Source organism: Spirosoma litoris, from assembly GCF_054776755.1.
The window spans coordinates 1-20792 of sequence record NZ_BAAHBI010000003.1 but is presented as its reverse complement, the minus strand read 5'-3'; the positions used below and the strand labels follow the sequence as shown (position 1 = coordinate 20792).

Sequence of the window (20792 nt, the reverse complement as noted above, 5' to 3'; positions counted from 1 at the left end):
GAATTGGACGAGTACTAGTAGTCAAGTATATTAAAAATGATAGACGTAAAACGATATCTGACTACGCTTGACCTATCTGACTACTCCTGACTCCTACTTATTAGCGAATGATTATTTACAGAGGTCTCAACGATATACAACCTTTAGCAAACGCCGTTGTTACGAGTGGTACTTTTGACGGAGTACACCGTGGTCATCAGACAATTCTGACTCGCTTAACAGAAGTGGCTAAAGCGAGTGGAGGAGAGTCGGTGCTGATTACGTATTGGCCACACCCGCGCACCGTTGTTTCCAATGACAGTCAGAATTTAAAGCTACTAACCACGCTTGATGAGAAAATCGAGCTGCTCGATCAGGCTGGGGTTGAGCATTTAGTGATTATTCCGTTTACCCGTTCGTTCTCACAACTAATCTCAGAGGAATACATTCGACAGATTCTGATCGAAAAAATTGGCACCAAAAAACTGGTTATCGGCTATGATCACCGCTTCGGCCGTGATCGTGAGGGCGGATTCGAATACATAAAGGCGCACCAGAGCGAGTACGGGTTCGAGGTAGAGGAAATACCACGGCAGGATATTGATGCAATAGGGGTCAGTTCGTCGAAAATTCGGGCGGCTCTCAACGAAGGCCATGTTCACACAGCCAATCTGTTTCTGGGAAGGGAGTATAACCTAACTGGAACGATCGTGAAAGGACGGCAACTAGGCCGAACCATTGGTTTTCCAACAGCGAACTTGCAAGTAGACGACCCTGCCAAGCTTATCCCGGCTAATGGCGTGTATGCCGTTGATGTTGAGTACGCTGGACAAAAGTTCGGGGGGATGCTCAACATTGGTTTTCGGCCGACAGTGGCAGGCACGAACCAAACTATTGAGACCTATATTTTCGATTTTGATAAGGATATCTATGGAGAACATCTGACCCTTAAACTCCGGGAATTTCTGCGCCCTGAACAAAAATTCGATGGCTTGCCCGCGCTGGTTGCTCAATTAAAACGGGACGAAGAAACAGCGAGAACTGTGCTGAGTAAGGAATAGCGTAAGGAGAAAGTATAGCGAGCTATATGATTGCTCTCGTAGCTATTAGTTGATTTCTATTAATAAATCTGTCGGGTAAAGAAATGCCAAAATTTATTTATGACAGGTTACCGATAAGTCAAAATAATACCCTGATAAATTCGTATCTTAGCTACGAATTTATATCGCTGCATTTTCCTGCCATGACCTTATTTATGACGCTCGGTTCCAGCGAATCCGAGTCGATGAATTGCCTACAAATTTCCTATATTGACTATACCAGATCGCAGGCGGAAGCGGCAAATAGTGCCTTTGATGAGGCTGTAAAACGGTACCTCCGCCAATGGATTGAGCAGCGTTTAGCAGCGGATGCGGATTACCGGCTAGAGCTGCAAAATGGTACCGACGAATTCATTCAGCAAGGAGCCTTGCGAAGCTTTTTTAAGCAGCATGATGATGCGCTCGAACGCTTGCTTCAGGAAGAAGAAATTGCCCGACATTTGCTACGCCCCAGTGCACAGGTTTTTTTTGAGCCTGATGCTTACGAGCCACTGTTGTCTAGCTTCGAAAAGCGCATTTATAATGTAGCGGCTCACCGCGAGCATCTGGAAGTGCCGTTTCGATACAGCCCTAAGAGCCGGCAAAGCGCCTTTGGCGATTCGATCAGTTTGGCTGAAATGCCTAGTGAAGTTCGGGAAGACATTGGCTTCTATTTCGGTACCCGCCGATCAGATACAACTGCCTTGAACCTAATTGCCCGCCAGCTTCGTCGGGAAGCCCTCTTTTCAACTTCTCTGCCGATTCATGTCGTGACGGAAGGTTACATGGAAGATTCGCTACGGGCAATTCGATTGGCGACGGAGAAATTACGGGAAGAAGGAGAGAGTCTGCAATCACTTCATTGCTTTGTTGTGCAACGACGGCATGCAGCTGATGATCGGCATCTGGGGGCAGCTTTTGTTGTTATGCAGGTTCAACAGCCCGAACTGCCTTTGCGGATAATTTTCTGCGATACGTTGAAACCAACTGGTAAGCCACCCTGGTGGGGGAAGTTTAAGCGGTATGTCGATGCCGTTTTTCCACAACCAGAAGGAAGCCCAATGGCCTCCGATCGGCTGGAGGATGGCGGGCTAAATCTTCAACGGCTCCACGATGGTGTCCCAATTCGTCATCAGGATATTGATTGCGCTTTTTATTCCGCGTCGATGGCCCGTGCGCTTATTCAGATTACCAAACAATCGCCTGAACTCATTAATGGCCCAATTGAAGAGCTGGTTAGCGAGATGACCGCCCGGATGCCGGAGTATTTTGCCCAGGCAAACGTCCCTAAAGCGCCTGAAGTTATCCGTGAGGTTAATGTTGTTCGGCGCTGGGAAACAGGGCAGGAAGCGTTAGGCGATCTTCAGCAAAGCTACCAGGCCCGCTTAATCTCTCTAAATGCAACGATGCTTGAGTCCGGTGACTCAAATTGGGGTGAGTCTACTGACCAGTCAGAGTCGAACCTGGATCTGTCGTCAGCTGCCTAATATTTTTCCAATTGAGTGATTCACATTTTGTCCTGGCTAAGCTGTGGCCTGGCCAGGACAAAATGGCTATTTCCCAATGTTCAAACCCGCTACATAACCGGTTGTCCAGGCGTTCTGGAAGTTGAAACCACCGGTAATGCCATCAATGTCCAGTACTTCGCCTGCAAAATAGATTCCCGGTTGGGATTTGCTTTCGAGTGTTTGTGGATTGAGGCCATCCAATGAAATGCCGCCACAGGTTACAAATTCATCTTTAAAAGTTGTTTTTCCGGATACCTGAAACTGACTGTTAATAACTCGTTCGCTTAGGCGATTCAGGAGTTTCGCGGGTAGATCCGCCCACCGTTGCGAATCGGAAATACCAGCTTCGGTGGCAAAGGCTTGCCATAAACGAGAAGGCAGCCCGAATGGATTCTGAGAAACAACCTGTTTGCGTCCGTTTTGCTGACGGAAATCCTGCAATTTGTTTCGTAATGTATTATCGTTCAGGTCGGGAGTCCAATTGATTCGGAGCGTGAAATTGTAGTTTTTATCGGCCAGCTCGCGGGCAGCCCAGGCCGATAAACGTAAGACGGCGGGCCCACTAAATCCCCAGTGCGTTACTAAAACCGGGCCGTGCTGTTCCTGTTTCGTTCCCAAAACATACACTTTGGCATCGGGTACGGCTACTCCCGCCAATGGGATTAAATAACTGTCGGGTACATTAAAGGTAAATAACGATGGTACAGGGGACGACAAGGGCTCGCTTTGAGTGGGTAACCAGTCATAAGAAGCTAACTGAGGGTAACCACCTGTTGCAATCAGAAGCCGGTCGGCAACGATGGTTTCGTTGGTTAGTAAATCGACCAGCCACTGTGAGGACGCATTTTGTCGAATGGAAGCCACTCCGCAACTGGTACGAACCTGAATGCCTGATCGGCGGGCTGTAGTGAGCAAGCAGTCGACGATTGTATCAGACGTGTTGGATTCGGGAAACATGCGCCCATCGGCTTCCGTTTTCAGACTGACTCCCCGTTGTTCGAACCACTTTACCGTGGCCGTTGTATCGAACTGAGTAAGCAGGGCGCGCAGGGGTTTCTCTCCACGAGGATAAAATTTTACAAGTTGCCGATTATCGAAACAGGCATGTGTAACATTGCAGCGGCCTCCGCCCGAAATGCGGACTTTGTTCAGGACAGTACGATTTTTTTCGAGAAGTGTAACGGTAGCATTGGGATAGGTTTCGGCAGCTGTGATGGCCCCAAAGAAACCGGCGGCTCCCCCACCGATAACGACAATATTCAGAGATGACATAGGGCACTAACAGGTGTTTCAAGTTTCATGTTCCCCGTTCAACGCTTCAATCAGACTGCGCCCTTGATTTTATAAATACTGCCAACCCGAAACATTAAACCTGAAACTTGAAAGTGAATAAACCTGGAACAAAAAACTAACTTTGATTTATGTTCTTCAAACCTAAATTTTCAACTAAAAACTACGCCCGTCGGGGCTTTCGGCTGCGAGGCAACTCGCTGATCACCTTGTTCGTGTTTTTTCTGATCGGGCTTTTTCTCCACTATGGCGGTCGGACGAAACCGGTTGTGGCGTTCTGGAATGATTTCCGACAGATTATTGGATTAGGGCGTTCCCGTTCTGACCGAGAAGGGTCAAATCCCTATAAAGCGCCCGAACCCAAGTCTGATGAGGCAACTGACGATCGGAGGGGAGGGCAATCGGATGAAAGTGAAGCCAGTGACAATAATTCGAGCAGTCCATCGGAAGCATCATCTGGTAATCAGCGATTTGACTTTGAAAAACAGGTTGACTTTCTACTCCCTGTATCTAAAGCCAATGGCGAACTGATTCGGCATGAGGGCTATACGCTCAGTTATCGAAACCAGTACAAAGATGCCGAGTGGGTAGCGTATCCACTACTGGCCTATGAAACAACGGGCGATGCTGACCGAAAAAATGAACAATTCAAGCCTGATCCTGCTGTAGAGGATGGCACAGCGCTGCCATCTGATTACACTCGTTCTGGCTACGATCGGGGGCACCTGGCTCCAGCTGCCGATTTTAAATTTTCGCAGCGGATGATGCGGGAAACCTTTTTTATGAGCAACATTACCCCGCAGGCGCCTGAGTTTAACCGAGGTATTTGGGGTGATCTGGAGAATCAAATACGGTCATGGGCGCGTCGTGATAAGGGGGTTTATGTAGTGACCGGACCGGTACTCAAGCCCGGGTTATCGACTATTGGGAAAAGTACGGAAGTGAGCGTGCCTGAGAAGTTTTATAAAGTAATTCTGTACTGCAACAAACCTGATATTCGGATGGTTGGCTTTCTGCTCAATAATGAAGGCTCTAACAAGTCGCTAAAAGAATTTGTGGTACCTGTGGATTTTATTGAGCAACTAACAGGACTCGATTTCTTTCCCAAAATTCCCGACGATCTGGAGCAAAAACTCGAAAGTAAAAGCCGCGAAGAGGTGGTGGACGAGTGGTTTGACAATTAAAACTGTTTCAAGTTCAATGTTTCAAGTTCCAGCGGAATCAGTGCTCTTGGAACATGAAACTTGAAACATTGAACTTGAAACAAAAACTATTGCCCATTCGGGTTGATGAGCATCGGTGTTTTGCCGTCTGTTATAATGATCTTTGCGTTGGGCGAAGTGGCCAATTGTCGGAAGGCTTCGATGGTTTTGTATTCGATAATCTGCTTATTCAAACCTTCTGAAATGATTTTCTGAGAGTCTGCAATCCCTTGGGCTTCAATTACTTTTCTGTCGGCCTCCTTATGCTCTTTTTGTAGAACAAATTCCATTTGCTGCGCCTGTTGTTCGGCTTCGAGTTTTTGCTCGATAGACTGCGCTAGCCCTTTGGGTAGTTGAATGCTTTTCATAAGTACGCTTTCAACAATGATACCCCGCTTCTCAAGCACGGTGTGCATCTCGGTGGCAATTTCCTTTTCGATCTCCTCCCGCTGGCCTGTATACATATCTTTGGCGAAAAAGCGGGCGCAGACATCGGCAGCTGCCGAACGAAAGACACTTACAATAACAACGCTTTCGTATTTCTCCCCAATCGTGGTGAGCACCTGTGGCGCTTTTTCCGGGATTATTCGATACAGAACGGCCATCTCGGCACTGATATTCAAGCCTTCTTTCGAGGGTATATTTTCCAGAGCGAGTGGCAGATTAATGGTGCGGGTTGGTACCCGAATGATGGTTGTTGTGAACGGATTGTAGCTGTGTATACCCGATCCTTTCACCACTGGATCTAATTTCCCGAGCCGACGTTTCACTCCAACTTCGCCCTGGCGAATGGTGGTGCAACTGATGATAAGCAGCGCTGATAGCAAACAGAATATAAGCCTTTTCATAGTAGTAAACAAAAGATTTGAATCGTTTTGCTAACTACCAGTTTGCTCGTTAAATCCTGATTGAAAAGAAGTTAAGTTGTTGTTAAACTTAAACGAGCGTCTAAAAATGCCTGAAGTTCGTTGGGGCGTTGGGTGCCAATGGTAATTTTTCGTTTGTTCTTGTATTCGATTCGCAAGCCTTTGTTTCCGGCTATATTATAGACCCAACCATCGAACCCCAACCGGATTCCATAACCGACAAAACCGTATTGAGTGATGGATAGGGTCTGTATGTTGTTCCATGAAATGGTGCGCCAGGAGAAAATCGGGAAAACACGATAATGAATTCCGTCGGAATCCAGACGTGTATCTAATCGCCAAACATAGAACAGCAACATGACGAGTAAACCAATCCCAATGCCAATCCAGGCAGACGGCTTACTTTGACTATTCGCGGCCCATAATGGACTTGCCGTAACGATCACTACGCCGGTTAACAGAAGCCATAGCCACCATTGCCGGAATCGTTGCGTTTCTATGAACGGTGCCATGTCTAGGTTTTCTGTTTCTTCTTCTTAGCCGCCGGGAAGAGAATGTTGTTCAAAATCAGGCGGTAACCGGCTGAATTAGGATGTAAATTCAAATCTGTAGGCTCCTCGCCGATTTCGTGCCGATAATCTTCAGGATCATGACCGCCATAGAAGGTGAAAAACCCCCGACCATAAGGGGAATGAATATAACGTGCCTCGCCTGCTGCACGATTTTCGGCCATGATCACAACTTCGGGCTTAATGTAATTTTTCTTAAACGCCGTCGTCTGACCCATGAACCCTTTAATCACATTCAGGTGATTTTGGGTAAGCATGGTTGGAATAGGATCGTACTTGGCCGAAAACTGGAAGAGCGTAAAATAATCGTTATGCTCACTCAACCCCCGTTCTTCGGGCTGATTATCGATGTTCGAAAATTCGATCAGGTAAGGATTTGTGTAGACTTGAAAATTCCGAAAAGCAAAGGTCTGGCTATAATCCAGTTTGCTGTTTGCATTTGGGTCGGCTGGATCACCGTCGTAAAATGTATCGACGATGTCGGTATTGTGAGCCGCCAGCGCGATGTCGTAGGTATCGGTAGCGTTACACATCGCGAACAAATACCCACCACCCAACACGAAATCGCGGATTTTTTGCGCTACAGCCAACTTCAGTTGAGGGACTTTTGAGAAGCCAAATTTATTCGCAATCGTCTCGGCTTCACGCTTTTGGGCAATATACCAGGGCTGATCTTTAAAGTGGAAAAACTTGCCATACTGTCCCGTAAAATCCTCATGATGCAAGTGAATCCAGTCATATTCAGGCAACTTGCCATTCATAACTTCTTCATCGAACACAACATCGTAGGGAATCTCAGCATAGGTCATCACCATTGTTACGGCATCGTCCCAGGGCTGCTTTGTTTTAGGCGAATAAACGGCCACTTTCGGCGGTTTTTGCAATTTGACCGCATCCATATTGGCATCAGCAGCGGCCACTTCGCTTAAAATCTGCGCCGACTGAGCATCCGAAATTACTTCGTAACTAACGCCCCGAATCACCATTTCGTTGATAAATGCCTGGCTTTGCGGCATCATAAACGACCCGCCCCGGTAATTTAACAACCAGTCAATTTCGGTGTCATGAACCTTAAGCACCCAATAGGCAATACCATAGGCTTTGAGATGATTTTTTTGGGCATCATCCATAGGAATCAGGATCTTAGAGGCCCATGTCCGGCCCACCAGGGTCAGAATTAGGATAAGCGGTAACAGCAGCCGTTTCATTGGTTTCCCTATTAAGAATGCGCTTGGTAGTTTTGTAATAACGAAAGATAAGCAAATATTGTGCGAGATTAAAGGCGAAAGAATGAAAGAGTGAAAGAGCGAAAAATTTGTGACAGCCTTTCACTCTTTCATTCTTTCGCTCTCTCACTCATTTAAAATGAATCTACTCGAAAACATACGCGAAGGGCTGCGTTCAATTGCTGGGAATCGACTGCGAACCATTCTGACCTCGCTCATTATTGCCATTGGTATCACCTCATTGGTGGGTATCCTGACCGCTATTGATGGGATTCAAAGTTCGGTGGATAGCAGCTTTGCCGGTTTGGGAGCCAATACATTCAGCATTGTAGCCCGGCAGGATGCCTTCCGTCGGGGTGGACGTGTTCAGCGTCAGGATGCTCCGATTGACTATTTCGACGCGGTGCAGTTTAAGCGCCGATTTCCGTATGGGGCAACTATTTCCGTGTCGTCAGTCGTGGCGGGGGCGGCTCAGGCTAAGTTCGGATCGAAAAAGACAAATCCGAATATTCAGCTTACGGGGGGAGATGATAACTACTTATCCGTAAAAGGGTTTACGATTCAGAGTGGTCGGAATTTGACTACTAATGACCTGACTGGTGCCCGCAATGTGGCCATTATTGGTAGCGAAGTGGCGAATACGTTGTTCGAAAAGAAGCTGGACCCTATCAATCAGGTAATTCGGGTGGCGGGCAACCAGTATAAAATTATTGGTGTATTGGCTAAAAAAGGTGGTTTTTCGGGCGGGGGCGACGATCGAATAATCCTGATACCGCTCGATAATGGCCGTGCACTAGCTGGAAATCAGCAACTAACATTTGATATTACGGCATCGGTACCCACAGTTGCTGATCAGGATGAGGCCGTAGACGAAGCGCGCGGCACCATGCGATTGGTTCGACGTGACCAACTTGGCCAGCCCGATTCGTTTGAAATTGAACGCGCCGACGAGTTGGCAAAAGAGACCGGGAATATTACCGGTTATTTGCGTATCGGTGGCTTTGGCATTGGGTTTATTACCTTGCTTGGTGCATCCATCGCTCTATTGAATATCATGCTGGTATCGGTCACAGAGCGAACCCGTGAGATTGGGATTCGGAAATCGTTGGGAGCCACTCCACAACGAATCCGGGAACAGTTTCTGATTGAGGCTATTGTCATCTGTATTCTTGGCGGAATTGGTGGGGTAGTTCTGGGATTGGGCGTAGGCAACCTGATCTCAAGTGTTGTTAGTCAGGGGAAAGGAAGTTTTGTAGTTCCCTGGGCCTGGATGGGTCTTGGGCTGGTGGTATGTATCTCAGTTGGATTATTTGCGGGGATTTACCCCGCCGTGCGCGCTTCCAAATTAGATCCTATTGATGCGCTTCGATATGAGTAATCGTAAAAGAATGGATCATTAACAATGCACAATGGATAATGTAGTTGGGCACTACTGAAATAAAATTATTCATTAGCCCTTGTACATTATCCATTAATTCCTACTTTTGCACCCACGTTTGACAAACGCATCTCGCTTCAGCGGGACGATTCAGTCGCCGGGATGGCGGAATCGGTAGACGCGATGGTCTCAAACACCATTGTCTGCAAGGACATGCCGGTTCGAGTCCGGCTCCCGGTACAATGAAAAGGGTGCAAGCATCTGTAAGTCAGAGCTCTGCACCCTTTATTGTTAGCGGCTACTGTAACAATTGTAAAGTTTACTTTAGTTAAGCAGACAAACACTCGGAATTTATTTTCAATCCTTAACTGAATCGGTGCTAGTGTATTTTGTTATAATTTCGCCATAAAGAACCATCCGTCTTATAGGCCCCCCAACCAGGGTAGAACTTTTATGCAGATTATCATGATCTTTTATTCTGTGAAAATCTTTGTTTGCCTTGAGGAAAAATCTACCTCCAAGCCAACAAGTAGCCGAAGCTAAGTTAAGCAGAAACAATGGAATACCTGCTAACATTACCGGGATTCCTCTTTGATTATAAACTACATTCTGCATTCCGTCAATGTACTCAATTATTTCTGTGAGTTCTTCGTCGTAATGCGATCCGCTTTTGTCCGCAATTTCTCTTAAAAGTCTATTTCGACTAACATATCCATTTGTGTAGAGCCCTTTGTAACTCGGCTCCTGAAGCCAGTCTCTAAAACTCATCTTTTCAAAGTGTTCACTTGGTATGGTTGCCCACGTTTTTGGCCAAGGAACATCAATCAATACATCTTCACCATGAGGATTAGGCTCCATTGGTTTAAGTCCGTATATGTTTAGATCAATATTTGCTTTGTCGGCCATCTCTAACAGCAAAGGCTTCATATTTCTGCCTCCAGTAGCAATCAATGCCCTCAGTTGGGTTTTGATTGTTAAAAGGTGCATATCATCACCTCTGCTTTGAAGAAAGGAATTGACAGAATATCCTATTGCATTTATCGCATCGCGGAGTTCCTTAAGGCGATGCTCTGTTGATTTAGTTGCCATGTTGGAGTTAAGATATTGTTTAACTCAAAAGAGTGAAGTGATTTTGTTATATAGCCTCCGCTAAAAGCTAGTCACCTCAGTATTGTTATTCTGAATAAAGCTGCCTCCATTCCAGGTTTTAAGGTTCAGCTCATGCAGAAGCCGAAGGTTAGCCTTTGTGGAGGTTTTATTTATGATCCATTGCGAATATCCACCGAAGCCAATCCATTTACTTATGTATTGGCCATTAACTAGGATAGCGCGGCAATCAATCACAGTGATATCCGAAGGCGCTTTATATTCTTCAAAAAAGAAGTGATGACCTGGTTGATCTGAATTAATTGCTCTGAGCTTTTCATTCACAGTTGAGCTACAAACTGCATTGAACAAGTATTCCAACCCTTCCATTTCTCCAAGCCACACAAACTCTCTATCCTCTATCCCTATTATCTGGATACCTCCTTCATCATGAGACGGCCCCAGCACTAAGCCGCCCTCAAGTGGATATACAATCAACTTATTCTTTACTAAGTATTGGATGTACTCTGAATATATGTACCGTTTTGAGCCTCTCCAGTAAAAGATGTCTGGATTGTTATAATCAGGATCTGTCATTAGCTTATATGCTTATTATCAAGGATTTATTCGACGTTCCCAACTGCCCTTTTTGCCTGGCGCTTATAATTCCTACCATTACTCACTACGTATAATACAAAGTTGATCTTCAAGCAGACACTTAGCTAAGTGCATTGGGTAGGGAAGCAGAGTATTGCCTGCTGACCAAGCAGGCGAAATTCGTGACCAGTGTATGGCTCGACATAAAGCTGTTTTCCCTTCTTCATGGCTTAAATCGGGATGTACGTAAAAAGGAACCATCTCAATAGCCTGTTGGTGTTTGAACGCAGTGTCTACTCCATAATGATTATTACGGGGATCTATCCCTTTGATATACTCCTGAAGCTTAAACAAGTCGACGGTATTTTTATCCCATTGTACCTTTTTTTGCGTTTCAGGTAGGCGACCAACAGAAAAATAGTGTAACAGGTCAGGTACGTTGTCATCAATAAAACCGCTTAGATGAGCGAAATCTCGATCAGGAAGTATTTCTTCAATAGATTCACGGATTGGCAGATAATCAGGTGTTTCAATTCCATTCCGCAACCTAATAATACCTAGAATGTGAGCTAGTTCTGGGTGATTTCGGGAATATTCAAACTCATTGATATTCACTACTTCGCGCTCTTTGGCTAATAAACCGTTCTGGAGTTGAGGCCATATTTTTCCCTCGTCGGTGCGTCCATTACGCCAGACATCAGCATCAATTACAAATAATGTAGGCCGCTCAGACGGTCTTTTCAAAACGTTCGTTAAGAAGTTCTTAAGTCGAAAATTAGCTAGTTTCACCGAACTTGTTTTGCTATCTCTTTTACCATTTGACATAGACTCCTTCCGTGCTTCAGCAAACAATCTACCCAGAATCGGCCCTGCTTGCAGATAGGATATCCAATCCTCCTGACCTGGTAAGAGAACGTCAACTATACCTGTGGCCTGTAATCGGATAGCTAAAGCATAGTGTATATCCCCATAGTCTGGCTGCGTCTGATGGCGATATAGGGCAATTACATCCATTTTATTAGCAATAGACTCTGGTAAACCAGCACAGTGATACATAGCCGAAGGAGTGCCATATAAAGTGCCTGTATGACGGATTAATAAATCTAGAAATGCGGTATTCAACCGATATACGGACTCATCCTTCAACACATCCACCTCATCAATGGTTTGTACCTGCATAAGTTGTAACATTTGGGAATTAATACCTGCGCGAGCGCAGGCTTCCCGAACAGCTCCCTTAATGCTTTGTAGGGATGAAACGCCTTTTTGCTTAACGATTGGCAATTCTATAATAGCTAGAGTGGGGGCACTCTTACCCGGCAAGTATTTAGCTAAAAACGTAGTCCAAGCTTCGCGTTTACGTACATGTTCTTGTCGCCAGTGATTGACTTTATTAGTAGTGGTTTCGGGTGTGGCTAGTGGTTCGAGTAAGTCGTTTTCAGGAATTTGAACCGTTTTGACATCCAGCCAGTCAGGAAAAGATTTGTCTTGCTCAACACCGAGCAATAGTTTTAACTGCATAGCCATTAAACGGCCTGATTGGTGAGTTTGATGGAAAATAACTAGCCGAATAAAGTTTTTAGGTAAAACTTGCCGTATTGCTTCCTGAACTGGCAACAGAGCAGAGGGGACATCCTTAACTAACGTTCCTAATTGCTTTGCTGCCTTTTGCTTTACATCCTGTCTTTTTTGCCTATCTACGAAGAAATCATAGCTTCGGAGCATAGGTGGTGTTTTGATACCAGACGGAGTTGGCACCGTATCAGCTGATAGAGTTTTGTTAGCGATCAACAAGCCACCCAACAAATTGAGCACACTATCCAAAATAGCTCGACGTTCGGCAAATGGAAAGCCAGTTTTTAGCGCATGGTTACGTTTTCGATTGACTCCATAATGAATACCTTCCGTGTGAACAATTAAGTATTCATCATCGAGCCAATCAGGTTGACTGTGTAGATTAGCGAATCGAGCAGGGTCCGTTCGTAAGTCGATAGGGTCCACTAGTTTGCGAGCACCAAATGCTTGTAAAACATCGTGGAGTTGATCACGCCAAAAGACAGGTTTGCTATCGCTCTGATTTTCCAGTACTAGCCTAATCAGAGTACTATCAGAAGGATGTTCGGTCAAGCGAGCTTGCCGTACACCTGTTAACACCGACACATTACGCTTATGAGCGAATTTGTTGACTGGCTCGTGAGCGTACCGCTGACAACTTAGCGTAATAAATATCCAGGGTTCCGATTTATTTATTGTGTTGAATCGCCCAGCCTGCGTTTGAACACGAAAGTCGAGCCTATATGCGAAATAACCATTGCGTAGCGTCCCCTTTTCATCTACGGGATACTTACCTTCAAAAGGCTGACTAACCACATATAAACCCGTTCGGTCAGCTCCGTCTCCCTGTACCTTGCGCCACGTTAGTGTCTGATTATTTCCAATAACTGTGGTTTGTCCATGCAATAAGGTAGCCAGTAGACTCGGTAATGCCGAAAAAGCTAAGCCATTTTGATGGGTTACATCAGTAACCAACCGTTTTACATCAATGGTTGTCCACTGAAAGTTTGATAGTGGTTTAGCCAAAGCCTCTCGAAGTACGTTGGCGTGTGCCTGTAGTGTCGGATTATTGGCCAATTGCTGAATCCAACTGTTGGCCCAGAGCAATAATAAGTGTTGTAGTTGCTCCGGTGTCGGCGGATAAATTGGGTTCTGTGCTGTGCCTACTACTAAGGCTCGTCGCATTCCATTTTCATACGTCTCAAAACCATGTGTAAGAGTTGGTATACAGGCCAAAAGTGCATTATTAAGCTGTCGGTAGGGTATCCATACAGCTTTATTCCGATCTGATTCTACAGCTTGCCGGAAACGTTCGATGGCACCTGCATAAGGAAGAGGTATCCAAGCGGCTGACAAATTATCAAGGGCAGCAGGGTTTATTGAGTATCGCAATAATTGAATGTGAGGTTGTGACATAAAATGGTGTGTTATTAATCATTAGAGCGTTCAAAGTTTTCAATCCAATCAAAACGGTCAGCCAACGATCCATACAGTTTCTCACAGATAGGATCGTCCGCCACGTAATTCGTTAAAGTTTCAATGATAGCTGCCAGCAAACTAGTTCTTGACGATTCTGGCTGATTCGCTTTTGTCCATTCTGGCGCCCAAGCTGCATCTATAAAGTACGCTTTAAATGGTACATTACCCCGAATAAGCCGCCCAACAGCTTGAATTAAATAGCCGATGGTTGTTGCGGCTAAATCGAGCCTAGGTTTGGCTGTTAGCTCCGGTACGTCGCGCAGAGTGCGATAGTAAGTACGACTTTCAGCCAATCGCCAGTAGCGAGACGCTCGCTTACGAATTTCTTCTGCTTTTCCCCCAAGTCCATCGAAGGCCCAAGCTTCGTACGTGGGGTCATTAGCCCATTCGTCTGCTCTACGATTCAATTCTCGGGCGATACTTTGTGTATCATGGGGGTGCGGATAAGGACGAGTCAGAAAGAACACCGCTCCAAAGGCTGCCTTATTATACTGATTAAGTATGTTGAAACCTCGCCCGATGGCACTCATAGGCGCTATCAGTAACCGCCCATTGGTTTGCGCAAACTGTTCAATATCGGTACGGAGAACAGCATGGGGTGATTGATTGTAGGGTGATCCACCGTTTGTTAAGAACTTTATCGCATTTTTCTGTGCTGGAATGGCCTCTTGCAGGGCTAGAGCGGCCCAATAAGCTTGCTCATAGGAATTAACAAAGAGCAGAATCCGTTGCCGGTCTTGCCAGTGGTTGGGACATTCCATTGCGGCCTCTTCTAATTCGTTTAAGATACGCTGTACTAAGCCACTTCCGTTATGACCAGCCAAGGCATTGGCCAGTTCCGTAAATAGAGATATTCCCCCTCGTTGCAGGTTGCCGGAAACTCGTATAGGTTCGCCAATAGATGATTCCTGCCAACAAAAATGGAAGTGGCTTGCCTTAATGGCTGTTTCTGCTTCTGTTGATGGCAGAAGGATCGCCTGTGGATTGCCAACATGAAATGTAGTGGAGTCGGGTAAATATGATGTGCCTGACATGGCGAGTACATTAGGCCCTTGACGGCCTGTGTAGTCGGTAAGAAGTCTGTGAAAATTTAATATATATGCTCGCCCAATATTCGTATACGCAAATAAACTTACCGTTTGTGGTTCTGAGCGTCTTTTTAATTCGCTCTCTGCCTCGCCACGTGCATAATAGGTACCAAATTGACGCCCCGTCAAGGGTAGCGGTAATAGACTCCGTAATACGGTATTTCTACGATACGCTGGAGAATCATCTTGAATAGTATGTGGTCGATTGTCCCATTCATAGAGCACCGTTCGATTGTGATGGTCCAGTAGTAATACTGTTAGTGCAAACTGTAATCGATACGCCAGCGTATCGATAGTATCAACTTGTACTTCCTGTTTCCGATTAGGTTTACGCCGACGTTTCGCTGTAATGACCTGCTGCTGTTGATGATCTATTAACTGTTGCTTAAGGTCGTTCAATAACGCTTCAATATTAGAAAAATGGCGTTTAATCCAGTTAATACATTGTTGATGAACCACCGAACTGGTTGCACTATCACTTAAGCCATTAATAACCTGTAGAATTCGGCTTAATTCATAAGCTGATTGCTCTGATTCACGTTTTGGTTGATCTGTTTCCAAGCGTTCATCGTCGTTAAGCAGTATATTAAATAAGTCACGAATAGGCTGAATACGCTCGGTTCGCGCTTTATGTTGATCCTCGGTTAAGTCAGGGCTAGCCACCTCTTCCAAGCCAGCTAACCTAGTGGCTAAGCGATCAAATAAATGAAGTGGCGTAAAATAATGATTAGCTACCCAACGACGCAGACAGTCTCGTCCCTGAAAAGGATCTAGTAAGGTTAGCATAGCAGAAACCGCCAGTTGTGCGCTTTGTTGACCACCGATCCAACGGGCTGTAGCAGGAGGCATAACCCGGTTTCGTATCACATATCCTATTGAAGGAATCGCAACCTTATCCAGCAAGCTATCATCACTACCTGTTAAATAAAGCGTTTCAGCAAATTGATTGTCAAACCAATTAATGACAGCATCGGCCTCATCAACTATAACTAAATCCGACTGTTCATAGATTATTTCTCCTAAACTAATTGGTCGGTTATCAAATTGTACTGGAACCCGCGAGTTAAATCCACCGGGCGTTGTAATCCAAATTGGCGCAGTAGGCATATCGCGGATGGCTTGATATTGTGGACAAACACCGATGAACGGGCAGGCACATTGTTTTGGAATTTCATCCGACGGCTCATTATCACCAATATCTTCTTCACTAGTTTCTTTTAGACTGAGTCTATTGCAGGGCTCCTGACCAGTAATGATTAGTTGATTATTAAGCGATCCAATAACTGTATTGTCAGGTAAATAGGCCTGCAAAGGGCAAAGTGAACTTAACCAACGTTCGCCCCAATGGGGTTGCTGGCGTTGGCTAAATTGCAGGTATTCTTGAGATCGGTAGAATGAACGAATATGATTACTTCGCATACTACGCCCGAAAAGGGGAACCGCGATTGGCGTGTCTGTTTCGGGGTCGTCGCAAAGCCATGTATTAAGCTGATTAGCCCATTGAATAGCCGTTTGTACATCACCTACAATAATTGTTAGCCGTTGTTGAGGTCGATGGCGAGCTATGAAAACTGCTAGTAATTGGGCCAACGTTGACTTGCCAGAGGCTACCATACCGGCTAAGTGCATAAACTCGGTGATAGTTAACTCCGCTGACTTTTCAGGATTGACCGAACCATTTGGTAAAATAGTACGCAAATCCAGACCCTCAAATCGTTTTACCCAGCCGTTCATTTTACTGCCCCATTGCTCATGTAGTGCGTTTTCTCGTTCAGTTAGCCAACGTGTTTCGGCTTCTAGTTCGCTCCATTTCACCACAAAAGAAACGGGTTCTGGACGTGAATTAAACCAACTGGGTGATGGCTTAAGTATATTATCAATTTGATTGGCCTTGAAGCCGATATTGACGGGTACCTTTAGATAGTCTTTCTCACTGCTTTGAACTCTAGCATCAAACTGATAAGTAACTCCAGAGCGAGCGAAAGCAGGGAGCTTCTTCGTTTTGAAAGGCAAAGTCATTTTTAGCCACTCATCATAAAGCACTTGCCGAGAGGGATCAAAAGTTGATTCACTTTCAGGTTTTTTTGCGTCAATAATCGGCTGTTTTTTCCACTCAGGCTCAGCAAGCTCATAGTTCCTATATGTACCTGCAACTCGGCTATAATGCCTTAGTGCATTTTGCCAGGCAAAGCGGGCTGAATAGGGGATAAGTTGTCGAGCGTTAGCAATGGCTCGTCGTTGGACAGAATCGAGTTTAGCCAGTCGAGGTTCATAAAGAGGCATGCCACTTAGGATAACCCAAGGTGTCGTGACATTTTCATCTTCAATACCGAGTAATTCGAACAATCGAAATCCTATTTCAATCAGCAATATATTACGGGCGTCTTGAGTTGATAGTTTATTATCAAGGTCATTACGTGAACGCTCAACTAAGCGCTTAGCGATTCGCTCAAACGCAGCAGGTGTGGAGAATAATGCGTAGTTCCGGCTCATGTTTTATTGGATTTTGACTGGGCGCGTTGACGTAGCTTTGCACGCACACGGTCCATGAAAGCGTGCTCATCGACAACATCTATATTGGTGTAAACTGGAGCATCATCTCGAACCAGGCTCAGATAATTCCGATTTCGCTCTATTCGGTGAGTTGGTACCACGTAAAAACTCATCTGATGAGGCAGCGCGTTAGCAATCTTAAATCGTTCGACTTTCTTCGCCATCTGATGAGGATGGCGATAGTCCTTTACGTCAACAGCCCATACATTACCATCACTGAATCGAAGTTGGATGTCATAAGCATCCAGACTTGGCCATAGTTCGAGGTGCAGTAGTCGCTTAGGGTATTGATCCTTCAACTGTAGTAAATCGTTAAATAGCCGAATTTCAGGCAGTCCAGGTAGACAAACCCGCCACTGAAGAGATAACTTAAGCTGACGGGCGTCGCGCTGAGCTATAATTGTTTCGGTGTCGTGCTGCTCGCAAACACTAGGACGCAATCCACGCCATTCATTATCCTTATGCCGTAACGGACCACATCTTTTACAAACTAAATTAACCTGACCAATTGGACAGTCGTCGTAGAAACCACCAACTACCTTCGGTAATACGACCTGGTTGTTCATAAACGTTCGTGAGATGGCTTCACTCGTTGTAAATGGATGTTCAATTAGGAATTTGCGTAATTGTACATATTCACCCTGAAATTGAGCTACCTGATCTTGGTTAGCATTCTCACTACGTACCCTGAGCTGATCAATCAGTCGTTTAAAATGCAGGTTCTCAATAGCCAAAGCAACGAGTACGCCATCGTTAATATCTGCCTGTTCTATCTGTTTCATTAGCTCATTCAGGTAGACACTGGCTTCTTCGCTGAGCAATGGGCCATCAAGCAACGCAAATGAGCTATCGTAGGTATCTGGTATTTGCCACCCAGGTGGCCACCAAGCAGCCACAGGCATTGCGAAATGCCGTATCCAGCCCATCTGTGTTTTAGGAGCATCTACCAGCAGTTGACAGACTAATGCGTTACAGGCACGTAGCAAAGCAGTCGAGAAAACTCCACTTCGGTAAATTTCTGCTTGCATAGTTTGCTGACTCAAACCAATTATTAACTGATTGAACTCTCGCAGACCATTCATAGCATATCTTTTTGTTTCTTATATTATTAAATTGTTTCACAAAGTATGCGATAGTTTTTCTTTGTGTCAAGAATTTTACAATTTATTTTTGTGTGAAACAATTAAAACAGAATTATGGCTTACCAATTAGACACAGAACGGTTAGCTGTGCTCGTGCGTACAAAGCGGGCAGGCCGTGGACTTCGGGAGTTAGCGGAGGAAATTGGTGAAGTTAGCCCATCAACGCTTTCCAGATTAGAAAACGGTAAAACGCCAGATATGACGGTCTTTTTACGAGTATGTGATTGGCTGCAGATTCCGCCCGCAGAGCTACTTATTGACGAAGGTTCACTTGTTGCGAATGAACCGGAAGGAACGGCTGAACAGATTGACATTTTGCTACGATCTGACAAAACGCTTGATCCAGCTACTGCAAACGCACTAGCTGCTATTATTAAAGCTACGTATAACAACTTACCCAAGCTCCCTCTCACTTCGTAGACGTGACTTCCGACCAAGATAGTAAATCACCACAACTTTCATTAGCATTTCGGCAGCGATGTGAAGAGATTGCCACCCTGCAACGTCACGAATTAGGTCTATATGCATTCACTCCTTTAACGGCGCAGGTACTGGCTCAAAAGCTGCAAGTTCACATTTACCCAATTGATAAATTACCTGGAGTTGAGCCAGAGATGGTAGCGAATGCGTTGGCCCGACCTGATTGGTCTGCAGCTATTATTCAACAGAACCCGGTTGTCGTCATGTATAAGCCAACAAATTCACTTGCCAGACAACAATCTGACTTGATGCACGAACTAGCACACGTATTGTTACATCACCCACTAGGTAGTTTGGATAATGTAACTGGTAAGTTTCTTTTCTCTCCTATTCACGAAGCAGAAGCTACATACTTAGGGGGGTGTTTACTGTTACCTAAACGCGCTGTTGAGTGGGCTGCAATAAAACAATTTACTGTTGAACAGGTGATGAACCATTTTGGAGTCAGTCAAAAAATAGTCACTTGGCGCTGCCAAATTAATAATGTTCGTTTAGGTACAAACTAGTTAAATACCTACCTATTTATTGAACATTATCATCGGTCGATGAAAAACGTCTTGCTATAGGAACACTAATATATGGCCTTGATAAACTGAGTCGATGAGTATTGGAAAAATCAAGATTATATCTTTGCTAACCAACAAAAAACTAAGTAGCCCACAATACTCAACGGCGGAAAAATCATATTTTCCTTCTCAATTCATATTACCTCCACCTGCTACTTTCAGTTGACAATATAAAGGAGGGCTGTTTATAAATATCGGAACATTATTTGTTAATTTACCCCTATACTTTCAATCGGCCCTATATAGATTCGAGAATCAACTCATTTACTTGCATCCTTCACTCTATTGTCCACATGAACCTAGATTTTATTACTGATTCAATCCAAAAACAGTTAGATGACAGCAGACGAGAGTTGTTAGATTTATCAACTCGTAATCGATTAATAGCTATCCCTATCGGATCTAAAAGTGCTCGGCTTATTCAAATCTTTGATGAAAAATCAGAAGAGGTCTATCGACGGCTTATTTCCGAAAAGAAATCTTTTACCTTTCTGCCAGGTAAAGGGCAAATGGAGCTTTTTAAGCCAGTAGCAAGCCATAAAGAGAGTATATATAATGATATTGAGCCGCTAGTTGAATTACCACTGCCAGAGGATGATGTAGATCCATTGACAGGTAAGGCCAAACGTCATACAGATTCTCGCCTACAGACTAGGCTTACTCCTGAGGTTTTACAACGCCGTTTATTTGACCTTCATAATGAGGCCCGTACTATTACTGAAGAACAAGGAGTCAATATTCTTTATTTAGCTATCGGTTTTTTAAAATGGATAGATCGTTCAAATAATAATACTGAACGTGTTGCACCTCTATTATTGATTCCTATAGATCTAGTACGACAGTCTATTAGCGATCGTTTTGCTATCAAATGGAGGGAAGAAGATTTTCAAGATAATCTCTCATTGGCAGAAAAACTTCAAATCGAATTTGGCATCACCTTACCGATCATTAATAGTGCTGATAGCGAAAGCTTTGAAATAGGTGCATACTTTAACAAAGTAGAGCAAACTATCAGTACGATGCCAGGTTGGTCTGTGGACCAAGATAGCATGTGTGTTGGTTTCTTCTCATTCGCCAAATTTTTGATGTATGAGGTGGTCCGATTTAGCGGCACACTGAATTTGTCAGATTTGTAAAGTACTCCTGTTCA

Annotated in this window: 16 protein-coding genes and 1 tRNA gene; 8 read left to right on the top strand and 9 right to left on the bottom strand. The window is 44.7% G+C overall.

Going from position 1 to position 20792, the window contains the following annotated elements; all coding sequences use genetic code 11:
• Window positions 1-107 precede the first annotated feature (107 nt).
• Window positions 108-1040, top strand: coding sequence for a bifunctional riboflavin kinase/FAD synthetase (locus tag ACYVGR_RS02025; RefSeq protein ID WP_460953533.1), 933 nt, complete (start codon window positions 108-110; stop codon window positions 1038-1040).
• 182 nt (window positions 1041-1222) lie between these two features.
• Entirely contained in the window at window positions 1223-2545 is a 1323-nt protein-coding gene (locus tag ACYVGR_RS02020) for a hypothetical protein (RefSeq protein WP_460953532.1), read from the top strand.
• A gap of 66 nt (window positions 2546-2611) precedes the next feature.
• Here the strand turns inward: ACYVGR_RS02020 and ACYVGR_RS02015 are convergent, their stop codons facing one another.
• Window positions 2612-3838, bottom strand: a complete 1227-nt coding sequence (locus ACYVGR_RS02015) for a BaiN/RdsA family NAD(P)/FAD-dependent oxidoreductase (protein WP_460953530.1) — start codon at window positions 3836-3838, stop codon at window positions 2612-2614.
• 149 nt (window positions 3839-3987) lie between these two features.
• Between ACYVGR_RS02015 and ACYVGR_RS02010 the strand changes: the two genes are divergently transcribed.
• A complete protein-coding gene (locus ACYVGR_RS02010) occupies window positions 3988-5040 on the top strand; it encodes a DNA/RNA non-specific endonuclease (RefSeq protein ID WP_460953528.1) in 1053 nt (350 codons plus the stop codon).
• A gap of 86 nt (window positions 5041-5126) precedes the next feature.
• On the opposite strand, the gene ACYVGR_RS02005 is transcribed toward ACYVGR_RS02010, so the two are convergent.
• From ACYVGR_RS02005 to ACYVGR_RS01995, 3 genes are all read right to left on the bottom strand, one after another.
• A complete protein-coding gene (locus tag ACYVGR_RS02005) occupies window positions 5127-5906 on the bottom strand; it encodes a prohibitin family protein (RefSeq protein ID WP_460953527.1) in 780 nt (259 codons plus the stop codon).
• Between the two features lie 71 nt (window positions 5907-5977).
• Window positions 5978-6436: a hypothetical protein gene (locus tag ACYVGR_RS02000; RefSeq protein ID WP_460953526.1), complete on the bottom strand. Its 459-nt coding sequence runs from the start codon at window positions 6434-6436 to the stop codon at window positions 5978-5980.
• Window positions 6437-6438: 2 nt separating this feature from the next.
• Window positions 6439-7701 (bottom strand): asparagine synthetase B, encoded by a 1263-nt coding sequence (locus ACYVGR_RS01995; protein WP_460953524.1) that lies wholly within the window; start codon window positions 7699-7701, stop codon window positions 6439-6441.
• A gap of 157 nt (window positions 7702-7858) precedes the next feature.
• On the opposite strand from ACYVGR_RS01995, the gene ACYVGR_RS01990 reads away from it, so the two are divergent.
• Both ACYVGR_RS01990 and ACYVGR_RS01985 read left to right on the top strand, forming a co-directional pair.
• The gene (locus ACYVGR_RS01990) at window positions 7859-9097 is read left to right on the top strand and encodes an ABC transporter permease (RefSeq protein WP_460953523.1); all 1239 of its coding nucleotides are present in this window, start codon (window positions 7859-7861) and stop codon (window positions 9095-9097) included.
• 156 nt (window positions 9098-9253) lie between these two features.
• Window positions 9254-9337, top strand: a tRNA-Leu gene (locus ACYVGR_RS01985).
• Window positions 9338-9454: 117 nt separating this feature from the next.
• Here the strand turns inward: ACYVGR_RS01985 and ACYVGR_RS01980 are convergent.
• The 5 genes from ACYVGR_RS01980 to ACYVGR_RS01960 all read right to left on the bottom strand — a co-directional run bounded on the left by ACYVGR_RS01980 (window position 9455) and on the right by ACYVGR_RS01960 (window position 18482).
• Window positions 9455-10186, bottom strand: a complete 732-nt coding sequence (locus tag ACYVGR_RS01980; protein ID WP_460953521.1) for a hypothetical protein — start codon at window positions 10184-10186, stop codon at window positions 9455-9457.
• Between the two features lie 60 nt (window positions 10187-10246).
• Window positions 10247-10780 (bottom strand): hypothetical protein, encoded by a 534-nt coding sequence (locus ACYVGR_RS01975; protein ID WP_460953520.1) that lies wholly within the window; start codon window positions 10778-10780, stop codon window positions 10247-10249.
• Between the two features lie 78 nt (window positions 10781-10858).
• Window positions 10859-13750, bottom strand: coding sequence for an RNaseH domain-containing protein (locus tag ACYVGR_RS01970; protein ID WP_460953519.1), 2892 nt, complete (start codon window positions 13748-13750; stop codon window positions 10859-10861).
• A gap of 14 nt (window positions 13751-13764) precedes the next feature.
• Window positions 13765-17394, bottom strand: a complete 3630-nt coding sequence (locus ACYVGR_RS01965) for a pPIWI_RE_Z domain-containing protein (protein ID WP_460953517.1) — start codon at window positions 17392-17394, stop codon at window positions 13765-13767.
• Entirely contained in the window at window positions 17391-18482 is a 1092-nt protein-coding gene (locus tag ACYVGR_RS01960; protein ID WP_460953516.1) for a restriction endonuclease-related protein, read from the bottom strand. The genes ACYVGR_RS01965 and ACYVGR_RS01960 overlap by 4 nt, the downstream gene beginning before the upstream one ends.
• A gap of 168 nt (window positions 18483-18650) precedes the next feature.
• On the opposite strand from ACYVGR_RS01960, the gene ACYVGR_RS01955 reads away from it, so the two are divergent.
• The 3 genes from ACYVGR_RS01955 (at window position 18651) to ACYVGR_RS01945 (ending at window position 20778) form a co-directional block, all read left to right on the top strand.
• Window positions 18651-19016, top strand: a complete 366-nt coding sequence (locus tag ACYVGR_RS01955) for a helix-turn-helix domain-containing protein (protein ID WP_460953514.1) — start codon at window positions 18651-18653, stop codon at window positions 19014-19016.
• Between the two features lie 2 nt (window positions 19017-19018).
• The gene (locus tag ACYVGR_RS01950; protein ID WP_460953512.1) at window positions 19019-19582 is read left to right on the top strand and encodes an ImmA/IrrE family metallo-endopeptidase; all 564 of its coding nucleotides are present in this window, start codon (window positions 19019-19021) and stop codon (window positions 19580-19582) included.
• A 353-nt stretch (window positions 19583-19935) separates the two neighbouring features.
• Window positions 19936-20778: a DUF4011 domain-containing protein gene (locus ACYVGR_RS01945; protein WP_460953510.1), complete on the top strand. Its 843-nt coding sequence runs from the start codon at window positions 19936-19938 to the stop codon at window positions 20776-20778.
• Window positions 20779-20792: the final 14 nt, after the last annotated feature.